The sequence below is a fragment of the Nostoc sp. XA010 genome (genome assembly GCF_020829625.1).
Classification (GTDB): Bacteria; Cyanobacteriota; Cyanobacteriia; order Cyanobacteriales; family Nostocaceae; genus Nostoc.
In genome coordinates this window covers 156,152-175,868 of the sequence record NZ_JAIVFX010000007.1, presented here as the reverse complement: position 1 = coordinate 175,868, position 19,717 = coordinate 156,152, and the positions used below count along the sequence as shown (strand labels likewise).

Here is a 19,717-nt window from a genome sequence, read left to right as displayed (position 1 = left end):
TCTTTAGCTTCCTGCTTATATTCCAATCACCATTCCATAAAGTACATCTTTATTTGTTTCTAATAATTTTTGGGTTTCATCATCATAGTAAGCACCAATACCACTACATTGAATTCCCAAATAATTACTAGTTAAATAAAGCCTCTGTCCAAGAAAACCAGCTATTTGCATAGCAGTTTGATAGTTTAAATAATCTGACACAAAAAATAAAGTTACAGCGCCATCTCTAGCAATAGCCTGATTAATACATAAGTAACCTGTCTTTTCACTAAAATTACCTGTTTTAACCAGATACGTACCTTTATATAACCCAGGTGTCATTCCTTCTACTCGATGCACCACTAAGTAAATTTCTATGTCCTCATAGTTTTCTGTCGGTATTGAATGCTCAAGTTGTTGCACTATATATAAATAATCTTCTTGAGAAATAGACTCTTTCCGGAAACGTCTAATAGAACGTCTATTCCAAACAACTTGATAAAATTTATCCTGCTCAAAATCAAATTGAGGATACTCTAATTTCTGCTGGCGACTCTTTTGTAGAGTTGTTGCTTGATAGGCATCTTCAATAAATTGATTAGATTCAAAATAATCAGTACCAGAGACAAAAGGAACTTTCAGCCTTAAGGTTCTGATTTTCTTGTCTTGTATTTCTCCTGACACCGCACAAGCAGTAATAAACTCTTTATTCTCAAAACCCAAATCTGAATTGAGAGCAAGTTTATCAAAGTCAAAAATTAGTTGTATATCTCGGTTGTGGAGAAAAGCTGAAGCTGCGATTGCCCCTAAATGGTGTCCGCTATCTAAGAAGCAATATCTTATGCTTCTATTTTGATATTTCCAGCTAGACCTATAATAAACACAACTAATTAAAAAGATGAATCCGTTGATACATTTACCTGGTATAATATAATTCTCCAACCCATCATCAATTAATTCATAGATGAGAGTTAGACAATTATTCTCAACTTCTACATGGTATATACCATTTACCATTCCCTCGATCCCGCGAACCTGTACGTAAACCTCCGTGGGATACAGAGCGCCTGCTGATGGATTTACTCGCAGTTTATAAGGGCCATCTTTATATACTTTTTCTAGTGTTATCGCACTGGTTAACGAGATAAAAGAGTGAACAGGATTATTGAGATTTAATTTCACTCTCCGATAAAACTTGGGATAAACTTTAAATGAAGATGGCTGTGTTGAAGCATCTACATAATTTGGATCGAGTTGTACCGATAAGTAAGAATGCTTGGTAGCGTCATGATAAGCTTTGCCCGATATCTGGCTTTGTGGCATTTTTAAGTATCCTTAAGACTTCTACGTTGCTAGCAAAATCTAACGCTTTATAATCGTCTAAGTTTTTTAAATATAAATTAGGATGATGTTGTAAAAGTAACTTAACTACTTCTGTCTTTCCGGCTGATGCTGCATACATTAAAACAGTTGCACCATTATCATTTTGGTTATCTATGTTAATGTTGCTAGCAAGCAGTAAATTAATTAAATCGTAGTGATTACCAAAACAAGCAAACCACAAAGCATTGTTGCGATCGCTATTTCGAGCATTGATATCCGCACCTGCATCAATGAGTTCTTTAACAACTGGATTTATTCCCTCTCTTGTAGCTTTCATCAAAGCTGTATCGCCATTTTCACCTGTCTGATTTAAATCGCCAGGATTATAGCCTTTTGCTATTAGCCATTGGATTGTAGCTTCACTCAGATTCTGACTATTGGTTTGATTCATAAGTATCCCTTAGTTAGCTTTGTTGGTGCTAGTTTACTAGTATAAATTTGCTTGGTAAACAGAATGGTGAGCAATGCTCACCATTCTTGAAAAAATGTTATCTAAATTCTTTTAATTTACATATATGTTATCAACTTTATAAGTTTAATTTATGAATCCTTTATAAAGATCGTCAGATAGTTTTCTTAAAAAAGATTGAAAAGTAAATAAAAAGCAGTAATTATTACAGTTTACTTTTATAATATAAATTAATAGAATATATGTCATAAATTAAATAGCTACAAAGTAAGTAGATTTAGATTCTTAACTTCTTCAATAAGTCGGGCATCTGAGCAGTAAGGGTGTATATTTTAAAATTTACTTGCAATGATAAAAATATAAAATATTGTCTACATCTTCGATGGTAAGACTTTGTTTATCAGCTAAAGTTTTTAACCTATTGGTAATATCTTTAAGCTGGAATAAATTAAAGGAAAGTCCTAATTCATTAGCTCGATGACTAACCGCCTGTTTTCCAGCCAATTTATGATTGATTAAAATTGAGCGCGTTACACCAAAACTTCGGGGATTAATAGCTTCATAAGTCTGAGAGTTATTGAGCATAGCCTTAGTATGAATGCCAGCTTTATGACTAAAAGCACTCTCACCAAAAATACAGTGGTTAAAAGGAATAGAAATCCCAACCTTTTGGGCAACTAATTCATGCAAGTAACCAAGTTTATCCAAGCGATATTTAGATTTAATCAGCTCTGGATTTGTAGCATATAACCTAGCGATAAATCCAGCTAGTGAGGTAATACCATTGCGTTCACCGATACCAAGCACACAAGTGTCGATATGAGTTGCTCCAGCTTCTAGTGCTGTATAACTGTTAGCATTTGCACATTCTGTATCATTATGGCCGTGAAACTCAATATCTAAATTCGTGAACTGGCGCACAGTCTTCACTAATTCAAATACTTGCATTGGGGTACTAATTCCTACCGTATCGGCAATTCCTATACGTTTTACGAATCCTAATTTTTCTACCGTCGAGTAAATTGTGATTAAATCTTCTCTAGGAGTACGTGACGAATCTTCAGCAGAAAACCGTAAGTCAATATCGGGAGCTTGCTGATGAATAAAAGTTAAAACTTCAGATGCTAAATCAATAATTTGATTAATATTTTTACCATGACTGAACTGACGCATCAAAGAAGAACTACCAATAGTTAAATTAATCCCGGCTACGCCTGTTGCTAAAGCAACTTTAGCATCTTCTAAGTGACAGCGAATGTGAGTTAATATTTTGGATGGCAAGCCTAACCTAGCTAATCGTTCACAGTCTCGTCTAGACTGAGGTGAAGCAATTGGTGACGTTAACTCTATATATTCCACTCCAAATGCGGCAAGCGCTTCAGCGATTTCGACTTTATCATCTGAAGAAAAATTGGCTTTGACGAATTGTTCGCCTTCACGGAGAGTACTTTCTACAATTGCAAATTCAGATAGCGACATTGGCCAATCCTTATGCTAATTCTTATTAATAATATTTACTTACTGGTTTTTATATTAACAGATTTGCATAATCGAAAAATAATTGCTTTAGCTGATTCTTGGGGACTGGTTATAGTATCAATTATAAGAGAGCGATCGCTTGTATCCATCGCTTCTAAAACCTGTTTCGTAGGAACCGAATCATAGTTCTGACTCTCTTCAACAAATATTTTTAGTTTGTCCCGCAATTCTACACGCGTAACAACTTGTTTTTTTACAAGTTCTAAGATTTCTTGCTCTTCTTTAGGAGTAAAATAATCAGAAGCCTCTGGTACGCCCAAACTAGCAAAGTTTGTCAGTGCTTCTGGGACAATTTGCCTATGATCATTTAACTCTTGACTAGCAATCCAATCAAAAGAGTCATGACGTTTCAAAAGCCTTTCTAAACGAACTGTATTTGGTGCAGTCAACATTACAAATTTAGCATTTTTTAAAGCTTTAGCTGCATAGCGAACCTCATTTTCCCCACGCAAACTATCAAAAACTAACATAGAGTTGACTTCTTGCGGATTGATGTGTAGCGAAGCTAAAATGTGACCCATTCCACCAGGAAAGTATTCTCGATAAAGGCGAGTATAAGTTAAGCGTTTAATCCGGCAATGAGGTTGCACAAGTTTCTCTTGTATTTTTAACATTGGCGAAATTATTACGCGTTCAGTTAAAATACGACGATTAGGTAAAAGTGTGAAATCTAAGCCTTCTTCAGCCAAAAATTTTGTGATTGTGCTTTTTCCCACGCCAGTCATACCTACTATGATTAGTAAAGGAAAGCTTGTTATTGGCAACCAGTCTTTAGGAACAGGAAATCCTACGCCTACACCTGGACTTAAGTGTTCAAAAAATAGATTTGGCCTTGTTGTATTAACTCGATCCTGCACAATATGAACCTCTTTTTAGTCTAGTTATTATAAGTACGGCAATATGTTATAACCTCAGTGCTTATACATAACTAAATGGCTCTGTTAAATTGATGATAATATCCATCAATAGTAAGGGTTTTAAATTTTTATCTTGCTTTTTGCCGCAAATAAGTGCCCAGCCCATTTTTATAATATTCCTTAAACAGAGGTACCACTGTTAAGTAAATTAGAATTATTTCAAAATTATTAAGATATCTTAAAGAAAGCTAGTTTTAAGATCAAAATTTGCTACTTTACTAAAGTATAAATAGTTAAAGTTATCGAAGAAACAACATGGAAATTAGCGCTCGTAATTCTCTTAAGGGTACTGTCAAAAAAGTTGTACATGGTTCAGTTAATACTGAGATAACTTTAGAACTAGCGCCAGGAGTAGAGCTAGTGTCAATCATTACAAAATCATCAGCAGAAAAGCTATCGCTTGCAGAAGGTAAGCAGGCTTATGCTGTGATTAAAGCATCAGATGTGATAGTTGCTGTTGATTAAAAAATAGAGTTGGCTTCCTTTGTAAGCCGCTCTATTTTTCATATCAAATTGTATTTATTTATATTTAGTGACTAGAATAGTGCAATAGCGTAGTCAAGCGTAATTACAGCAATCATATTAGATTTTTAATTATTAAAAATTATAGATACCCGGCTTATTTAAGAAATCTGGTATTTTATTTTTTAGCAATAATTAAGTAAGGCTATACATAAATGTTAATTAATGTAGTTCTCAATAATGCGAACATAAATCGCTCTAACACTTTCTGAATCTGGTATAAAATCTATGTTATCAATAGTCAGAATAAAAGAAGGAAAATCTTGTTTTAAAGTGATATGAGTCCCTGTTAATATTCCCATTGATATAAGTTTACTTAAGATTGTTTCATCCTGATTTTTACAGACAATTACGATTCCTCGCTCTCCTGTTCTCAATAATTCTAAGGAACAGCCAGTAACACTAAAGCGGGTAAACATTTTAATTACAATTAGGAATTGTCAAAGGAAGAAGGAAGTATATTTTCATCCTTCATCCTTCGTATTTTATTTGGTTGCTGCCTTTAGCAACCAAAGTAATAATTTAGACTAGATATGCTTCTTGATGTGTCTTAATTGTGCAATTAGAACGAGGGTAAGTTACACAAAGTAAAGCGTATCCTTTAGAAACCTGATCGTCATCTAAAAAGTTTTGATCGTCTTGATTAACTTCACCTTCGACAACTTTACCAACACAGCTAGAGCAAGAGCCTGCATGACATGAAAAGGGCAACTCAATCCCATTTTCTTCTGCTGCTTCTAAGATGGTGGTTTCTTCGTCAACTTCAATTGTGGTGTCGAGGTCTTCTTTTTTGTTGATTAATCTAACTTGGTAGGAAGCCATTTTCAGATTCTCCTCAAACGTTATACAGTTGGTCTAATTTCCGAATTTTTTGAGCAACCTATCCTACTTTTTGCTTCCTTTCTTCTTACGGAGATGCTAATGCTAAGTTTAGTCAGCTTCTCTATAGAGGTAAGGGATGCAAGGCGAACTAGAAGCTACCTCAAGGGCATTGAAACTCTGCGGAATGCGTCTATGGCAAGCCTCTACAATTGACTTAGTGCTAACGGAATGATGTTAGCTGCAAGGTACACCAGTAGGCGTACCGTCGTCTGTTTTAAAGGACTTTCCACAACCGCAGGTATCAGTTGCATTGGGGTTGATGAATTTAAAACCGCTTTCCATCACTCCCTCAACGAAGTCAACGATAACTCCGTCTAATAACGGCGCACTTTTAGCATCAACGTAAACTAGCACTTTACCTTGCTGACTTACCAAATCATCTGGTTGGGGCTTGCTGGTGATATCGATCGCATATTCATAGCCACTGCAACCACCATCTTTTACCGAGATGCGGACACCTTTAGTTGCGCCTTCAGCATCGGGTGCGGAACCTTTGAGGAATGCCCGCAGATGAAATTCTGCTTTTTCTGATAAAATAACGGCCATTAAGTCTCCTGATTTGTAGCGATTAGTTGTTCTGATTTCAGGTGTAGGTTGTCATTTGTCAGTTGTCCTTTGTTATTCACTAATAACCAATGACTAATGACGAAAATTAACTATTTTGTGCAATACCTGTAGCGGTGGGTTCCATCGAATTGGATTGCGCGTGTCTCCAAGGCGCACTATTACCGCATACTGGACAAGAGCGATCGCGGTGAGAACGGCGTTTAGCAAATTCCATCCGATTCAAGTCCATTGTCAGCAATTGCGACAATAAAGGCTGACTAAACCCGGTGATCAGCTTGATAGCTTCCAAAGCCGTTAGACAAGCTAGTGTCCCAGAAACAGCGCCTAGAACTGAAAAGCCGCGCTGATCCCAATCAGGCTTTTCTGGAAACAGACAAGATAAACAAGGAGTCACACCAGGAATAATCGTCGTCAGGTAAGCCTCCATCCCATTCATTGCAGCTTCCACCATTGGCTTACGCGATCGCACACAGGCTTCATTTAACAAATTGCGCTCTGTAAAATTGTGGGCGCAATCAAGAGCCATATCAGCCGACTGCACTAACGAATCTACATTTTCCGGGGTGATGTAATCATGAACAGCTTCCACTTGGACATCAGGATTAATCGCATCCAGAGTTTCTTTAGCTTTGAATACCCTTGGCTTACCTACCCAATCATCAGTCATGAGAACCTGACGATTCATATCATCTTGCCGCAAGTCACCACCCCGGACTAGGATTAGCCGCCCAACGCCCGCTACTGCTAGGTAAAGCGCCGCCGTACCGCCTAATCCCCCCACACCTGTAACCAAAACTGTCGCTGACTTCAGGCGTTTCTGTGCTGTTTCGCCAAAATTTGGAAGCATCATTTGGCGACGATAGCGTTCTAATTCGGTAGGCGTTAGGTTAACCAATTTATACCTCCTAATCAGAAGTGATTTCTGTCAGTGTGACTACATTTTTCGGCTTGTCGTTAAACACTTTGAACAGCTTTTGTTCATAAGCTGTCGATTCGATAAATACCTGATAAGCTTTTTGTAAAGCCGAAGAATATTGATTTAGTCTCTCTTCTTCACTCAAGTCAGGAGAATTATTATCAATTTCCTGCATGTATTGAGAAAACTTTTTCAGAATATGTAGACGATGTACATTCACAACTTCTAAGTCGTAGGACATATTAAAGAATTGGAAAAATTCTTCTGCATCTACGAGCTTCTTGAATTCATCAATAGTTCCAGTCACGTCGCTTCGCTCCGAATTCAAAAGTCAAAAATCAAAAGTGAAAATTAACAATCCCCATGCTTTTAGGGGCTTGTATCTTTTTCCTTTTAGGTCATTTAGCATTTTCCAATTGTTTTAGATGTTGCTTAAGTTCATCTAACTTGCGATAGATTTCATAAGTTGCGGCGGCAACATCCATAAGTTGGTTGTAATCTGTTGGCAGACCTTCAGCTAAATCATGCAGATCCATTTTCATTTGACCTGCTTTGCTGTTAAGCCGTCTGATTTGTCCTTGTAATTCCTCAATTGTCATTTGTCCTTTGTCCTACCCTACGGGAAGCCGCCAAAGGGCGTCTATGTCCTTTTTCATTAGTCATTTGTCTTTTACTAATGACCAATGACCAATGACTAATGACTAATTAAATTTTGCCAACTTCAGGAAAGCGCTTCGCCAAATCAAGACCTTTTTTGACATAGTTTTCTCCCTCTTCTGCTAATTTATCTAGCGAGTCAAAGCCAAAGCGATGAGCATCGCGCAGCGTTTTCACAGTTAGCAGAAGACGACCAGAAAAAACTAGCGCCCAGCCAAATCCTTCATGGCTCAAATCAACTACAACCTGGGATATCAAACCTGTTTCTTGTTCAATCCCAGCCGCTACAGCCCGAAAAAATGCCATAATCCTGGCTTGAGTTACCGCATCAACTTCGCCTTCAACGGATATTTCCCGTTTCTTTTGCTTGGTGACAATAAAGGGTTTGAGGATCAACTCATCCGACCAAGTACGATAAACTCCATAGCTGTCTTGACCACGGATTTGTTTGATTAATACCTTAAGAAAAGGTGAGTTCAAGACTTCAGTTGTAGCGGTTCCGTTAACACTATTATTTGCGGTCATACTGTTGCTTCGTCTTCAATTTCATCAGCAAAGTTTGTGGTTTTTGGCTGTAAAGCTTTACGCAACCAAGGTGGAGGATTACCTTTGAGGGTTTTGACTAGCTTATTTAGCACTTCGCTAATTTCTTCTTCTTCCGATCGCGCCTTCACTGGGGTGACACCTTTCTTGATTAAACGAGCGGCGGCACTACCACCAATTGCTGTTACGTAAATAATCGTACAGTCGCCTATTGCTTCAAGTTTTGGGGTGATTTTGTCTTCGTTACCATCTTCCTTGAGTTCACCTTCAAAGGCGAGGGTTTCTACGAAGTGATATCCCTCATCGGTAATTTCGTAAACATCAATCATTTTTGCCCATCCGAAGTGAGCATTAATATGAACTCGGTCACTCGTCGTGAAGGCTATTTTCATTGTAATTCTCCTCTCTAAAGTTTTGAATTTTGAAGCAATACGGTTCAGTTAGTAATATTTAGCTTTGGAAGATCCCCCTTAAAAAGCTCCGGTGTATACACAAGTATGAAATAGCTGATTAACCAAGGTTTTACCCCACCCTAACCCTCCCCTTATAAAGGGGAGGGAACTAGATTTATTGTTTCCCTCCTTTATAAGGGGGGATTAAGGGGGGTAATTCGACTTGTGTATACACGCCTTAAAAAGGAGGGTTAGGGAGGATCAACTCTTAACTGAACTGTTTTGAATTTCAAGTGTGAATTCAAAACTCTGCGCTCACAGTTCCAAACTCTTGGAACTGCTTAACTCTCGCTTCTTCTGCCTCTAAAAACAGGTTGCCTATGCCAAACAAAAGTTCCATCGTGCCTCGATAGCCAACTTTGGTAAATTGACCATTACCTAAACGGTCATAAATAGGCAATCCTAGACGATAAAGAGGAATCGAGAGACGTTTTGCGATCGCACCCACATTGGAGTTACCAATCAGCAAATCAGAACCGCCCGCTAGACTCTCAAAGTCTTCCAAATCACCGATGGTAATGCTTTTAACCGGGAGTTTTTCTAAGAGGTGCGATCGCGTGGTTGTCACCACAGCATGAATTTGCGCTCCCATCGATTGCAGAAAATGCACGGTTGACCACAACAAATCTGGTTCCAGTGCTAAGGAAACTCGTTTTGCACCGAAGTAAAAGTGGGTGTCCAGCATCGCATCTTGCAATTGACGACGTTGGCGGCGATATTTTTCAGGTACGCTGTTACCGCTCAAAATCGCCAATGCTTGGATAAACTCATCTACTGGTTCCAATCCCGTCAGTTCGCCAAACACTTCATAAGGTGTGCCAAAGCGTTCTTCCAGAATCTTTGCAGCACCCCGCATACTTTCACCCAATGCCAGGGTAAAAGCAGAACTACCTACTTCTCGTAGCTGTTTTAAGGTAGTCCCACTGACTGTAACCGCACTATAATTATCCTCTAAATGACCATCTAGAGAAGCGCCAAGGTCAGGTACAAAGATCGGCACTAGTCCAAAGGATGCGATTATCTCTTTGATTTCTTGTACATCCCCAGGTGTGAAAGCAGAACCCGCCAAAACTGTGACTTGTTCAGTTCTGAGTCCACCTGCGCGAGGAACTTCCTTAACTATGCTTTCGACAGCAACAGCAAAGCCATCTTGCAACGCACCTTTAAAATCTGGGGTAGGTGCAAAAACGATCGCTAAATCATTCAATTCGGGATGGCGATCGCGGATTTCCTTAAGAAAACCCTCAATATCATCGCCTCTAGTTTCCGTTAACCCAGTACTACATAAACCAATAATTTCTGGGTTAGCCTTTTCCACCAGAGTCAGAATTGCTTGCTCCACATTCTCTTCACCACCCAAGATAGTAGTGACTTCCGTCATCGCTGTGGTAGCAAGAGGAATCGCTTCCCGGAAATGCCGCACTAGCACAACTTTAGCGAAAGCAGTACAACCTTGAGAACCGTGGAATAGGGGCATCGTCCCTTTCAATCCCAAAAAGGCTAAGGTTGCGCCCAAAGCTTGACTTTGCTTGAGGGGATTAACTGTCAGTGCTTTGTTAGAAGCGGTAACGATCGCCATTAAACTTCCTCCTCTTCTTCCCAAGGAGCGGGTTTGCGTATTTGTTCCCAAATCGGGCTATACAGAGCTTCGTACAATTCCCGCGCCATCTCAATCATTCCCACATAACCTGCATAAGGATGATGGCGTTCTTGGTTGATATCAAGGAAAGGAATCCGAGCTTTCAAAGCTGTGTATTGGTTACGTCCACCAGCAATCAGCATATCTGCGCGAGTGTCTTTAACCACTTGTAGCAATTCTTGAGCGTTGCCTTTCTCCAGCATGATGCCATCGTTGCCAATCAACTTCTTGATTTTGGCTTTATCTTCCTCAGTACTTTTCCGGGTACTGGTAGCCACAACTTCAATGCCTAAGTCTCTAGCAGCGGAAATAATCGACCAACTCTTGACACCACCAGTATATAAAACAACCCGCTTACCTTTGAGTCGAGCGCGATAAGGAGCCAATGCCAAATCTAAAGCAGCCGTTTCTTCTGCAATTAGCTTTTCTGTCCGCTCCTGTAAATCAGCATCGCCTAATTTAGCAGCGATGTTTCGCAGACAGCGATTCATATCATCGATGCCGTAGAAAGACTCTTCAATGTAAGGGATGTTGTAACGCTCCTCCATCTTTCTCGCCATGTTGAGCAGCGCTCGTGAGCAGATCATGACGTTGAGCTTGGCGCGGTGGGCATAGCGAATTTCATCGTAGCGAGCATCGCCCGTAATTTTAGACAAAATACGGATGCCTAATTTTTCTAGCAGTGGTGTTACTCCCCACATTTCCCCGGCGATATTGTATTCGCCGATTAAGTTAATATCATAGGGCGTTGTATGTTCCGGTTCTGCTGTTCCGACAACATATTCTAATAAAGCTTCACCACCAAAACGGTTGCCCAGATTTTTACTGCCAATGAATCCTGGGGCAATGACGGGAACAACAGGAATACCAATTTTCTCAGCCGCCGCTTTGCAGACAGCATCCATATCATCGCCAATTAGGGCTGTAACGCAAGTGGCGTAGACGAATACTGCTGCTGGTTGGTAGCGCTCGTGAAGTTCCAGAATCGCTTTGTAGAGTTTCTTTTCGCCACCGAAGATGACATCATTTTCACCCAAGTCAGTAGTAAAGCCCATTTTGTAGAGTTGAGGGCCAGACGACAGACTACCACGACTGCCCCAGGAATTACCAGCACAAGCGATCGGCCCGTGGACTAGATGCGCTGCATCTGCGATCGGCACTAAAGCAATCATTGCACCATCAAAGGCACAGCCCCCTTGAGCCGCGCCAGGTTGTGCCTGTTGAGCGCATGATTTATTTTTCTTTTCCGTTTGTTTGTGCTGATTATGCTCGCATCCTGTCTCAGTCAGCAGCTCGTTGATTTTGCCTTGGGTGCTTTTCATCTCTCTTCTCGTACTTAATTGTTAATTGTCCTTTGTCATTTGTCATTTGGATAACTAACAACTAATGACTAATGACCAATGACCAATGACTAATGACTAACAAATGTATTTTGTGACATCCTCTCCACATACATCAGCGAGGTAAGATAGAGCGCGGAAACGCAATCCTACAAATTCGTCATATAAAGGATTGAGTTTACATAGTGGTGGGATATCAATAGACTTCCCAAATAATTTAATTTGTCGCTCAAAGGGACAACAACAAGGAATTGTTTGGCAAATTAGATGAGCGATGCGATTATTTTTAACCTGAATTCCATCCACCACACGGCGCAAGGGATTAAGAAGATTGTGGAACCATCCTGGTTTTTTCTGGTTAGGTGGATGGTAATTAGGATGAGGATGAGTGTGAGTGTGTTCGTGAGTGTGATTGATGGTTTCCATCTATATATACCTTGGGTAAATGCTATCAAGAAAAAGGGGAGTTGGGGATTGGGGATTGGGCATCGGGAATTGGGATTGGATTCCCTACTCCCTACTCCCTATTCCCTACTCCCCTTCTTTACCCTTTAATTAACACGTTGTGTTTCTACGCAATTTCTAACGAATCAAGTCGTAGGAAATATCTGTTTTAGAAGGAATGTTGGTGTTGCGATCGATTTCTTCAAACAGGGTATTGACAACCCAGTTGAGCAAGTTGATCACACCTTGATAACCAATGGTGGCGTAGCGGTGTAAGTGGTGGCGATCCATGATGGGGTAGCCGATTCTCACGAGGGGAATCTTGGTGTCGCGCCACAGGTACTTACCGTAGGTGTTACCAACCAGGAAGTCTACTGGTTCGGTGAACAACAATGAACGCATGTGCCACAAGTCCTTACCAGGCCAAACAGTTGCATGTTGACCGAAGGGGCTAGAAGCAAGCAATTCTTTGATTTCTGCTTCAAATACTTCGTTGCTGTTGTGAACCAAGATATGCACAGGTTCAGCACCCATTTCTAGCATAAAGCCAACTACGCTGTATACTAAATCTGGTTCGCCGTAGATAGCGAAGCGCTTGCCGTGAATCCATGAGTGGGAGTCAGTCATGGCATCAACTGCACGACCGCGTTCGATTTCCAATTCTTGAGGAATGGGGATACCACTCAATTCGCTGAGTTTCATCAAGAACTCATCAGTACCCTTAATGCCCCAAGGACGGGAAACTGAGGTTGGTTGATGCCATTCTTTTTCGATGTACTCGCGGGTTTTGAGGGTGGAGTGTGCTTGCAGAGCGATCGTAGCTTTCGCATTGATTGAATCTTCTGCATCTTCTAGCTTTGTACCACCTGGGTACATATCGAACTCACCTGTGTTGGGTGAATCCAAGTAGTCGCTGTTGTCGGCTAGAATTGTGTAGTCAAAACCGAACAGGGAAGCAATCCGCTTGATTTCGCGGTTGTTGCCTACGTATGTATCAAAACCTGGGATGAAGTTGATCTTACCATTGCTGGTTTCTTTCTTATGACCTGCGGTCAAGTTAGAAAGAATTCCCTTCATCATGTTGTCGTAACCAGTGATGTGGGAACCGACAAAGCTAGGGGTGTGAGCGTAGGGAACTGGGAAATCTTGAGGAACTGAACCAGCTTCCTTGGCGTTGTTGATGAAAGACTGCAAGTCATCACCAATTACTTCTGCCATACAAGTGGTGCAGACAGCGATCATTTTAGGCTTGTAGAGAGTGTAAGAGTTCGCCAAGCCGTCAATCATGTTTTGCAGACCACCAAACACGGCTGCATCTTCAGTCATTGAAGAAGATACACCAGAGAATGGTTCTTTGTAGTGACGGGTTAAGTGGGTGCGGAAGTAAGCAACGCAACCTTGAGAACCTTGAACAAAAGGTAGAGTACCTTCAAAACCAACAGCAGCAAAGATTGCTCCTAGTGGTTGGCAGCCTTTAGCAGGGTTAACGGTTAAAGCTTCACGAGCGAAGTTCTTTTCACGATAATCCCAACCCTTTGTCCACTCTGCAACCCGTGTTACTTCTTCGGGTGCGTGACCGTTTTCAAACTGCTTTTTGTTTTCAAATAGCTCTTGGTACTCAGGCTGGTGGAATAACTCGACGTGATCTTGAATTTTTTCTGGATTCTGAGGCATTTCTTCTGGACTCCAAGCTTACTGAATTCTTTTACTGATTGAGGTGCGAGTAGGTAAAGACGCGATTATACTCTGCGAGAAGCCGCTCTTCGAGCGTCTACGCGTCTGTACAAGGGAGTGGGAATATGATTCAAAATTCAAAATGCAAAAATCAAAATAAATTTTTAATCTTTCAATTTTGAATTTTGGATTCCCAACTCCCCCCTGGGGTTTTAGCCCCAGGTTATCCTTACTTATCTCACTCTCCCATTTCCCTAAACGGCAGCCTTAGCCTTAGCTTCAGCCTTCTTAGCGTTAGCCTTTTCATTCCAAGGAGCGCCAATTAATCCCCAGGTTGGGCTGTTGAGTGCCAAGTCCATGTCGCGTGCGAAGATGGCGAAGCCGTCATAACCGTGATAAGGGCCGGAGTAATCCTTTATGTGGTTTAATTCTTTTCAACAGCCTAATGTTTGCAGTAAACAGTGTCAGCGATAAGCATTGTTCGCTAATAACACATTTATTTTTAGGCTAAATATAGGCTAAAAACACAGCATAACTAGGTTCAGGACTCACCCATCATCTAAATGTTGTCCTTAACCAAGGCGATTAAAAAATCGCCTGTTTTTTTGCTCATCTCTGCAAGCACAGCAGCAAAAAGAACACATGAGAACGAAAGTACTACTGGAATTAGAGAAAGTTAATCTGCGTTTGAAGTCTGCAAAGGCAAAGGTGACAATTAGAGAATCGAATGGAAGTCTGCAATTACGAGCGACCTTACCAATTAAACCGGGAGACAAAGATAGTAATGCTACTGGGAGAAAGCAATACAATATCAGTTTGAATATTCCCTCTAACTTGGATGGACTCAAGACAGCTGAGGAAGAAGCTTATGAGTTAGGCAAGTTAATCGCTCGGAAAACTTTTGAATGGAATGATAAATATCTAGGAAATGAGGCAATTAAAAAAGATTTTAAAACTATAGGAGAATTACTCGAACAATTTGAGAATGAGTATTTTAAAACTCATAAACGCACAACTAAAAGCGAACATACTTTTTTTTATTACTTTTCCCGCACAAAGAGATTTACCAATCCTAAAGATTTAGCTACTGCTGAAAATCTGATAAGTTCAATTGAAGAAATTGATAAAGAATGGGCTAAGTATAATGCAGCTAGAGCGATCGCAGCATTTTGTGTGACATTCAATATCGAAATTGATTTATCTAAATACTCTAAAATGCCTGAGAATAATTCTCGAAATATACCTACCGATGTAGAAATATCTAAGGGAATTATCAAGTTTGAAGACTACCAAAATAATAGAGGTAATCAAGTTAATCAAAATCTTCAAGATAGTTGGCAACTTTGGCGCTGGACTTATGGAATGTTAACAGTTTTTGGTTTACGTCCACGGGAACTTTTTATTAATCCTGATATTGATTGGTGGTTGAGTAAAGAAAATACAGATTTGACATGGAAAGTTCATAAAGATTGTAAAACTGGTGAGAGAGAAGCATTGCCATTACATAGACAATGGATTGAGGATTTTGATTTGAGAAATCCGAAGTATTTAGAGATGTTGAGGAGTGCGATCGCTAAAAAAGATAACACAAATCATGCTGAAATAACGGCGTTAACACAGCGAGTTAGTTGGTGGTTTCGCAAGATAGGATTAGACTTTAAACCCTATGATTTGCGCCACGCATGGGCAATTCGAGCGCATATTTTGGGAATACCAATTAAAGCGGCGGCGGATAATTTGGGGCATAGCGTACAAGTTCACACCCAAACTTATCAGCGTTGGTTTTCACTAGATATGCGGAAGTTGGCAATTAATCAGGCTTTGAGTAAGAGAAATGAAGTTGAGTTGATTAGGGAGGAGAATGCTAAGTTGAGGATGGAGAATGACAAGTTGAGATTGGAGATTGAGAAGTTGAAAATGGAAATGGTTTATAAGCAAAGTTAAATTTACTGATAAATCATAGCAAAGTTAGAGAATTTGCTATGATTAATGGGTGAAAAATTATCCACATAAACCCATTCAGGTATTTATGTCGGCTACTGACATTGGAACACTGATTGTTAAGTCACCTGGAACTCTAGGGGGTCTTTCTGGGCATCTGATAAATCAAAAAAGTATTTATACAATTATGATATATAGTATATTTTAATCTAATATTTTATGAGTATTAAGCTGATATATCATACTAAAGAAAGTATAAATGGTGGATTTTCACCTTTTGATGAAGCTATTCATCAAGTGAGTAATAGTAAAGAATTACTGATAGCTTGTCCCTATATTGATGTTAGCTATATTAAAGTATTATTACGCAAGCAAGTAAACTAGCGTATTATTTCTGATGTAGAAGCTTGGCTTGGTGCTTTTCAAGGTAAAGTAAGAGAAGACATCTTTAATTTTATCATTGACAATAAATATAATATTCATCATTATAGAAATTTACATGCCAAAGTTATTCTTGGCGATAATTTGTGCTTAGTAGGTTCTGCAAACTTGACTGCAATGGGTATCACTCAAAGATTAGAAATGTCAATTTTGCTAGACGAAAATAATCATATTAATGAAATTAGAGAATGGTTTGAACACTCATGGTCAAGTAGTGGTGAGATTAATATACCGGAATTAAAAGACTATATTAAGAAAAATACTACAATAACACCTCGGCTTGAAGAACAAAATAGTTATTTAAATTCAGATGCTCCAATTATTAAATCAAAAATTCTCCCTGAGCCTAAAAATCTGAAAAAAAAAGCTAGTAAATCAAACGCCAAAGAATCTGATGAGGTTTGGAATGGTCGTGATTTTTATGTAAATATTGGTGAAGGCAGACATCGCAATTGGGATGACTGCCGAAAATATGGTTTTATCTCTGCTGGGAGTGAGAAAAAGCATAGCAGACATCTAGAGCGCCTTTTGTCTGGGTCACGTATATTCGTCTACATACCCAAAAAAATTGGTTATGTTGGCGTTGGTCTAGTAACAGATACTGCTGTACGTGTAAAAGACTTCACGGTATTGTTCAATGGGCAACAAGTACCAATCCTAGATGTACCACTAGTTGCCCCAAAAATGGACGAATATGCTGATGACTTGGACAAATCCGAGTACCTTGTCCGTATTGAATGGATAAAAACAGTACCTAAAAGTCAGGCATACTGGGAAAAAGACCTTTTTGCAAACCCGAATATAGTATGTGAAATGAAAAGTATAGAAAGTCGTTTGACAATAGAAAAGCTATCTCAGTATTTTGGATTAAACGATTAACTGTCATTTAATAATCACGTTGTAGAGCGATCGCATCCCTCCCGTAGTGGGGAGCATCTCAGTTTTTGAAGGCGGCTCAAACAGATAGTAATCCATTGAGGTAAGCAGCTCGATAAGCAAGGACTTGAGGCACATTTTCTCGGTTTCCATTGTGCGAACGGAGGATGTGCAGGCGTAGCCCGTCGTAGACATCGCAGATAAACTCGTGAGCGAGGGAGTGCCTAAGCAAGATATTGTGATAGCATATCATGCACCTCATGTAAGGCAGTATACAGAGTTTGCTATAGGCTAAATCTATTGAAAAAGCCTGTTTGTGATCGTTACTCACAAACAGGCTTAACTTTTTTATACTTCTAATTTAAGCTTGCTCCCAAAGCTGACGTACATAATCAGGGAGCGCGCCAGCAATTTCCTGAATCCGCTCTTCGGAAAGTTCGTCTTTGGTAGCAGAAAACACTGCTTTAACTGCCTGTTCTGCCTCGACTGATCCTGGAACCCCTCCTTCATTCGCAACTCGCGTTAGAAATAGCTTGGAATCAATTCCAATGGGAGCCGGGCCTTTCAAAGGTTGACGGATTCGACTTAAAAATCTTACAACAGGATTAGTGTCTTTCCAAAGTTCAGCCACTTCAAACTGGAGTGCTTTTTCATCTGTAGGTATAGCTTCTGTATGCAGTTCTGACTCGACGCGATCAATTGTGTCCGTGGTCATTAAGTCACGCATAACGCGATACACAACTTCGGTAAAGTCTCTTGCGTCATACAAATCTGCAAATCCGCTTCGAACCATGACTTTTTCAAGAAATGAGTTATGTTCGTCAGCGATCGCAGTTCGAGTATCTTCAATCTCTGTTGGGTCAACTTCTGGAATATTTGTTCTAAAACTTTGATCTGGCATTGTTTTTTCTTCTGGTTATTAATTTTGAGTCTTTATGCTTACTTTATGTAAGGTCGCACAAATCAAAAACCCTTGTAATCTTCCAGAAGTTTGAGATGGTATCTATTCAAAAGTTAGAAATTTCTTTGATCTGCTCATAGCTGTAAAGTCATGGTTGAGATGAGGAGAGCAATACTTCTGATGTTTGTGCCCGTCTGTATCGAAAACCAGTCAAAATAAATGAGTTGGTATAAAATCAGCCGAAACAAAGATGCTAGAAACAACAAACATCGAAATTAACACCTCCTATGTCAAAGTACCCAACGATGACTTAGAAATCGATGCTTACTTAGCTCAACCAGCACAAAACGGGACTTTTGGCGCGATTATAGTCTTTCCAGAAATTTTTGGAATCAACAGTAATATTCGAGATATCACCGAACTAATCGCTAAACAAGGTTATGTAGCAATAGCCCCCGCGATGTATCAACGTATTGCTCCCGGTTTTGAGGCTGATTTTAGCGCTGAAGATGTTGGGTTTAGTCCAGAAGCATATCGGCTTGGCTTGGAATATTATCAACAAGTGAAGTATCAAGAGATATTCAGCGATATTCAAGCTACCATTACCTACCTAAAAACTTTACCCAATGTCAAAAATAATGCAATTGGTGTCATTGGTTTCTGTTTTGGCGGTCATGTTGCTTATATGGCTGCAACTTTACCCGATATCAAAGCAACAGTTTCATTCTATGGTGGTGGAATTACCACCTCTAGTTATGGTGAAGAGACTCCAACTATTAATCGTACCTCAGAAATTCAAGGTACTATCTATGCATTTTTTGGTACAAGAGATACATTAGTTTCCCAGGAAGAAAACGAGCAAATTGAGGCAGAATTAAAGAAACATCAAATAAATCATCGTATATTCCGATACGATGCAGGACATGGATTCTTTGCCGGATTTTTCAAAGATAAGTACCCATTTTTAGAGCAGCACCCAAGTTACAACCCAGAAGCTGCTCCTGATGCTTGGCAACATGTTTTAGAACTGTTTCAAAATCACTTGTAAAACTAAATGATGTAGATTTTGGTGTCTTTTTCTCAAGTGCAATGCACCACAATTTCAGAGGTAATTTGGTAAGAATTCAGAAGTCAGAATAATTAAAGAATCAAATAAAGACTTAATAAATAAATATCCTAGTTTTAATAAACTCTTTATATCTTCTGGCTTCTGACTCACCTCGGCTACGCTCGGCGACCACCAAGCGCAGTCGAGGTGCGACCACCTGGGTGCTAAATTCTTACGGAATTTGTAATATGCAAGTATTTGAGAGTTTGAGAAAGTCGAGATTAGCTGTAATGCACCAGATATATTGCTGCGTTAAGCTTTGCTATAACTATTGCGTAATCATCGCTCAACAAAGTCAATCTTAATTTTGTAGCGATCGCTTTTCTTTCTACTTGACAAAATTTTGAGTAATAACGCACATACTGCGATCGCACTCATTGAACAAGAGTGCGATACTGTTGCTTTTAACCTTTTGAATTTTTAAGCAGGAATTGACAACCACATAAAAACGGATTTGGGCTGTCTGTGCGATCGTCTACAAGCACTTCAATGGGAAGCTTGCTGTTATAAATCAATTCGTCATAATCCATCAATGCATTCCACTTGATTTTGCCAGTCGGGAAGCCTAGCTGTGAAGTAGCATCAAA

At 39.7% G+C, this 19,717-nt stretch carries 22 protein-coding genes and 2 pseudogenes; 5 read left to right on the top strand and 19 right to left on the bottom strand.

Features of this window, described 5'->3' with window-relative positions; translation table 11 throughout:
- Positions 1 to 15 precede the first annotated feature (15 nt).
- The 4 genes from LC608_RS13230 to LC608_RS13215 all read right to left on the bottom strand — a co-directional run bounded on the left by LC608_RS13230 (position 16) and on the right by LC608_RS13215 (position 4,167).
- Positions 16 to 1,302 carry a SagB/ThcOx family dehydrogenase gene (locus LC608_RS13230; RefSeq protein ID WP_229553983.1) on the bottom strand — a complete coding sequence of 429 codons (1,287 nt, stop codon included), beginning with the start codon at positions 1,300 to 1,302 and terminating at the stop codon, positions 16 to 18.
- Positions 1,265 to 1,753, bottom strand: coding sequence for an ankyrin repeat domain-containing protein (locus LC608_RS13225; protein ID WP_229553982.1), 489 nt, complete (start codon positions 1,751 to 1,753; stop codon positions 1,265 to 1,267). The genes LC608_RS13230 and LC608_RS13225 overlap by 38 nt, the downstream gene beginning before the upstream one ends.
- A gap of 357 nt (positions 1,754 to 2,110) precedes the next feature.
- The gene (gene lysS / locus LC608_RS13220; protein ID WP_229553981.1) at positions 2,111 to 3,250 is read right to left on the bottom strand and encodes a homocitrate synthase; all 1,140 of its coding nucleotides are present in this window, start codon (positions 3,248 to 3,250) and stop codon (positions 2,111 to 2,113) included.
- Positions 3,251 to 3,285: 35 nt separating this feature from the next.
- Positions 3,286 to 4,167: an AAA family ATPase gene (locus tag LC608_RS13215; protein WP_229553980.1), complete on the bottom strand. Its 882-nt coding sequence runs from the start codon at positions 4,165 to 4,167 to the stop codon at positions 3,286 to 3,288.
- Positions 4,168 to 4,482: 315 nt separating this feature from the next.
- Between LC608_RS13215 and LC608_RS13210 the strand changes: the two genes are divergently transcribed.
- Positions 4,483 to 4,692 (top strand): molybdopterin-binding protein, encoded by a 210-nt coding sequence (locus LC608_RS13210; RefSeq protein ID WP_229553979.1) that lies wholly within the window; start codon positions 4,483 to 4,485, stop codon positions 4,690 to 4,692.
- 215 nt (positions 4,693 to 4,907) lie between these two features.
- Here the strand turns inward: LC608_RS13210 and LC608_RS13205 are convergent, their stop codons facing one another.
- From LC608_RS13205 to LC608_RS37535, 13 genes and pseudogenes are all read right to left on the bottom strand, one after another.
- Positions 4,908 to 5,168: a FeoA family protein gene (locus tag LC608_RS13205; protein ID WP_229553978.1), complete on the bottom strand. Its 261-nt coding sequence runs from the start codon at positions 5,166 to 5,168 to the stop codon at positions 4,908 to 4,910.
- Positions 5,169 to 5,271: 103 nt separating this feature from the next.
- Entirely contained in the window at positions 5,272 to 5,571 is a 300-nt protein-coding gene (locus LC608_RS13200; protein WP_229553977.1) for a 2Fe-2S iron-sulfur cluster-binding protein, read from the bottom strand.
- A gap of 234 nt (positions 5,572 to 5,805) precedes the next feature.
- The gene (locus LC608_RS13195) at positions 5,806 to 6,177 is read right to left on the bottom strand and encodes an iron-sulfur cluster assembly accessory protein (RefSeq protein ID WP_229553976.1); all 372 of its coding nucleotides are present in this window, start codon (positions 6,175 to 6,177) and stop codon (positions 5,806 to 5,808) included.
- 106 nt (positions 6,178 to 6,283) lie between these two features.
- Positions 6,284 to 7,093, bottom strand: a complete 810-nt coding sequence (locus LC608_RS13190) for a HesA/MoeB/ThiF family protein (protein WP_229553975.1) — start codon at positions 7,091 to 7,093, stop codon at positions 6,284 to 6,286.
- Between the two features lie 10 nt (positions 7,094 to 7,103).
- On the bottom strand, positions 7,104 to 7,421 hold the full coding sequence (gene nifW, locus LC608_RS13185) for a nitrogenase-stabilizing/protective protein NifW (protein WP_229553974.1): 318 nt from the start codon (positions 7,419 to 7,421) through the stop codon (positions 7,104 to 7,106).
- A 91-nt stretch (positions 7,422 to 7,512) separates the two neighbouring features.
- Positions 7,513 to 7,713, bottom strand: coding sequence for a CCE_0567 family metalloprotein (locus tag LC608_RS13180; protein WP_229484039.1), 201 nt, complete (start codon positions 7,711 to 7,713; stop codon positions 7,513 to 7,515).
- Positions 7,714 to 7,819: 106 nt separating this feature from the next.
- Positions 7,820 to 8,296, bottom strand: coding sequence for a NifX-associated nitrogen fixation protein (locus LC608_RS13175; RefSeq protein ID WP_229553973.1), 477 nt, complete (start codon positions 8,294 to 8,296; stop codon positions 7,820 to 7,822).
- A complete protein-coding gene (gene nifX / locus LC608_RS13170; protein ID WP_229553972.1) occupies positions 8,293 to 8,706 on the bottom strand; it encodes a nitrogen fixation protein NifX in 414 nt (137 codons plus the stop codon). The genes LC608_RS13175 and nifX overlap by 4 nt, the downstream gene beginning before the upstream one ends.
- A 301-nt stretch (positions 8,707 to 9,007) precedes the next feature.
- Positions 9,008 to 10,345: a nitrogenase iron-molybdenum cofactor biosynthesis protein NifN gene (gene nifN, locus LC608_RS13165; RefSeq protein WP_229553971.1), complete on the bottom strand. Its 1,338-nt coding sequence runs from the start codon at positions 10,343 to 10,345 to the stop codon at positions 9,008 to 9,010.
- Positions 10,345 to 11,727: a nitrogenase iron-molybdenum cofactor biosynthesis protein NifE gene (nifE, locus tag LC608_RS13160; RefSeq protein ID WP_229553970.1), complete on the bottom strand. Its 1,383-nt coding sequence runs from the start codon at positions 11,725 to 11,727 to the stop codon at positions 10,345 to 10,347. The genes nifN and nifE overlap by 1 nt, the downstream gene beginning before the upstream one ends.
- 96 nt (positions 11,728 to 11,823) lie before the next feature.
- Positions 11,824 to 12,171 (bottom strand): Mo-dependent nitrogenase C-terminal domain-containing protein, encoded by a 348-nt coding sequence (locus LC608_RS13155; protein WP_094327421.1) that lies wholly within the window; start codon positions 12,169 to 12,171, stop codon positions 11,824 to 11,826.
- Between the two features lie 156 nt (positions 12,172 to 12,327).
- A complete protein-coding gene (nifK, locus tag LC608_RS13150; protein ID WP_229553969.1) occupies positions 12,328 to 13,863 on the bottom strand; it encodes a nitrogenase molybdenum-iron protein subunit beta in 1,536 nt (511 codons plus the stop codon).
- 254 nt (positions 13,864 to 14,117) lie between these two features.
- Positions 14,118 to 14,285: pseudogene (locus tag LC608_RS37535) on the bottom strand (nitrogenase molybdenum-iron protein alpha chain); the annotation flags it as partial.
- A 178-nt stretch (positions 14,286 to 14,463) separates the two neighbouring features.
- Here LC608_RS37535 and LC608_RS13145 point away from each other — a divergent pair.
- Both LC608_RS13145 and LC608_RS13140 read left to right on the top strand, forming a co-directional pair.
- A pseudogene (locus tag LC608_RS13145) lies at positions 14,464 to 15,807 on the top strand (site-specific integrase); the annotation flags it as partial.
- A 384-nt stretch (positions 15,808 to 16,191) separates the two neighbouring features.
- Complete coding sequence (locus LC608_RS13140) at positions 16,192 to 17,124, top strand: phospholipase D-like domain-containing protein (protein WP_308189873.1); 933 nt, start codon at positions 16,192 to 16,194, stop codon at positions 17,122 to 17,124.
- A gap of 3 nt (positions 17,125 to 17,127) precedes the next feature.
- Here the strand turns inward: LC608_RS13140 and LC608_RS13135 are convergent, their stop codons facing one another.
- The gene (locus LC608_RS13135; RefSeq protein WP_229553967.1) at positions 17,128 to 17,316 is read right to left on the bottom strand and encodes a hypothetical protein; all 189 of its coding nucleotides are present in this window, start codon (positions 17,314 to 17,316) and stop codon (positions 17,128 to 17,130) included.
- Between the two features lie 13 nt (positions 17,317 to 17,329).
- On the opposite strand from LC608_RS13135, the gene LC608_RS37530 reads away from it, so the two are divergent.
- Positions 17,330 to 17,416, top strand: coding sequence for an element excision factor XisI family protein (locus LC608_RS37530; RefSeq protein ID WP_374108399.1), 87 nt, complete (start codon positions 17,330 to 17,332; stop codon positions 17,414 to 17,416).
- Between the two features lie 66 nt (positions 17,417 to 17,482).
- Here the strand turns inward: LC608_RS37530 and LC608_RS13125 are convergent, their stop codons facing one another.
- Entirely contained in the window at positions 17,483 to 18,022 is a 540-nt protein-coding gene (locus LC608_RS13125) for a DUF2267 domain-containing protein (protein ID WP_229553966.1), read from the bottom strand.
- A 250-nt stretch (positions 18,023 to 18,272) separates the two neighbouring features.
- Here LC608_RS13125 and LC608_RS13120 point away from each other — a divergent pair, with 250 nt between their 5' ends.
- On the top strand, positions 18,273 to 19,070 hold the full coding sequence (locus LC608_RS13120; protein WP_229553965.1) for a dienelactone hydrolase family protein: 798 nt from the start codon (positions 18,273 to 18,275) through the stop codon (positions 19,068 to 19,070).
- Positions 19,071 to 19,717 lie beyond the last annotated feature (647 nt).

What these genes read in the sequence shown, in the direction of transcription:
- nifX (WP_229553972.1), bottom strand. Translation starts at nt 8,706, where the DNA reads ATGAAAATAGCCTTCACGACGAGTGACCGAGTTCATATTAATGCTCAC.
- LC608_RS13120 (WP_229553965.1), top strand. Translation starts at nt 18,273, where the DNA reads ATGCTAGAAACAACAAACATCGAAATTAACACCTCCTATGTCAAAGTA.
- lysS (WP_229553981.1), bottom strand. Translation starts at nt 3,250, where the DNA reads ATGTCGCTATCTGAATTTGCAATTGTAGAAAGTACTCTCCGTGAAGGC.
- LC608_RS13200 (WP_229553977.1), bottom strand. Translation starts at nt 5,571, where the DNA reads ATGGCTTCCTACCAAGTTAGATTAATCAACAAAAAAGAAGACCTCGAC.
- LC608_RS13155 (WP_094327421.1), bottom strand. Translation starts at nt 12,171, where the DNA reads ATGGAAACCATCAATCACACTCACGAACACACTCACACTCATCCTCAT.
- LC608_RS13225 (WP_229553982.1), bottom strand. Translation starts at nt 1,753, where the DNA reads ATGAATCAAACCAATAGTCAGAATCTGAGTGAAGCTACAATCCAATGG.
- LC608_RS13230 (WP_229553983.1), bottom strand. Translation starts at nt 1,302, where the DNA reads ATGCCACAAAGCCAGATATCGGGCAAAGCTTATCATGACGCTACCAAG.
- LC608_RS13125 (WP_229553966.1), bottom strand. Translation starts at nt 18,022, where the DNA reads ATGCCAGATCAAAGTTTTAGAACAAATATTCCAGAAGTTGACCCAACA.
- LC608_RS13205 (WP_229553978.1), bottom strand. Translation starts at nt 5,168, where the DNA reads ATGTTTACCCGCTTTAGTGTTACTGGCTGTTCCTTAGAATTATTGAGA.
- nifN (WP_229553971.1), bottom strand. Translation starts at nt 10,345, where the DNA reads ATGGCGATCGTTACCGCTTCTAACAAAGCACTGACAGTTAATCCCCTC.
- LC608_RS13175 (WP_229553973.1), bottom strand. Translation starts at nt 8,296, where the DNA reads ATGACCGCAAATAATAGTGTTAACGGAACCGCTACAACTGAAGTCTTG.
- LC608_RS13135 (WP_229553967.1), bottom strand. Translation starts at nt 17,316, where the DNA reads ATGTCTACGACGGGCTACGCCTGCACATCCTCCGTTCGCACAATGGAA.
- LC608_RS13195 (WP_229553976.1), bottom strand. Translation starts at nt 6,177, where the DNA reads ATGGCCGTTATTTTATCAGAAAAAGCAGAATTTCATCTGCGGGCATTC.
- nifK (WP_229553969.1), bottom strand. Translation starts at nt 13,863, where the DNA reads ATGCCTCAGAATCCAGAAAAAATTCAAGATCACGTCGAGTTATTCCAC.
- LC608_RS13210 (WP_229553979.1), top strand. Translation starts at nt 4,483, where the DNA reads ATGGAAATTAGCGCTCGTAATTCTCTTAAGGGTACTGTCAAAAAAGTT.
- nifE (WP_229553970.1), bottom strand. Translation starts at nt 11,727, where the DNA reads ATGAAAAGCACCCAAGGCAAAATCAACGAGCTGCTGACTGAGACAGGA.
- LC608_RS13180 (WP_229484039.1), bottom strand. Translation starts at nt 7,713, where the DNA reads ATGACAATTGAGGAATTACAAGGACAAATCAGACGGCTTAACAGCAAA.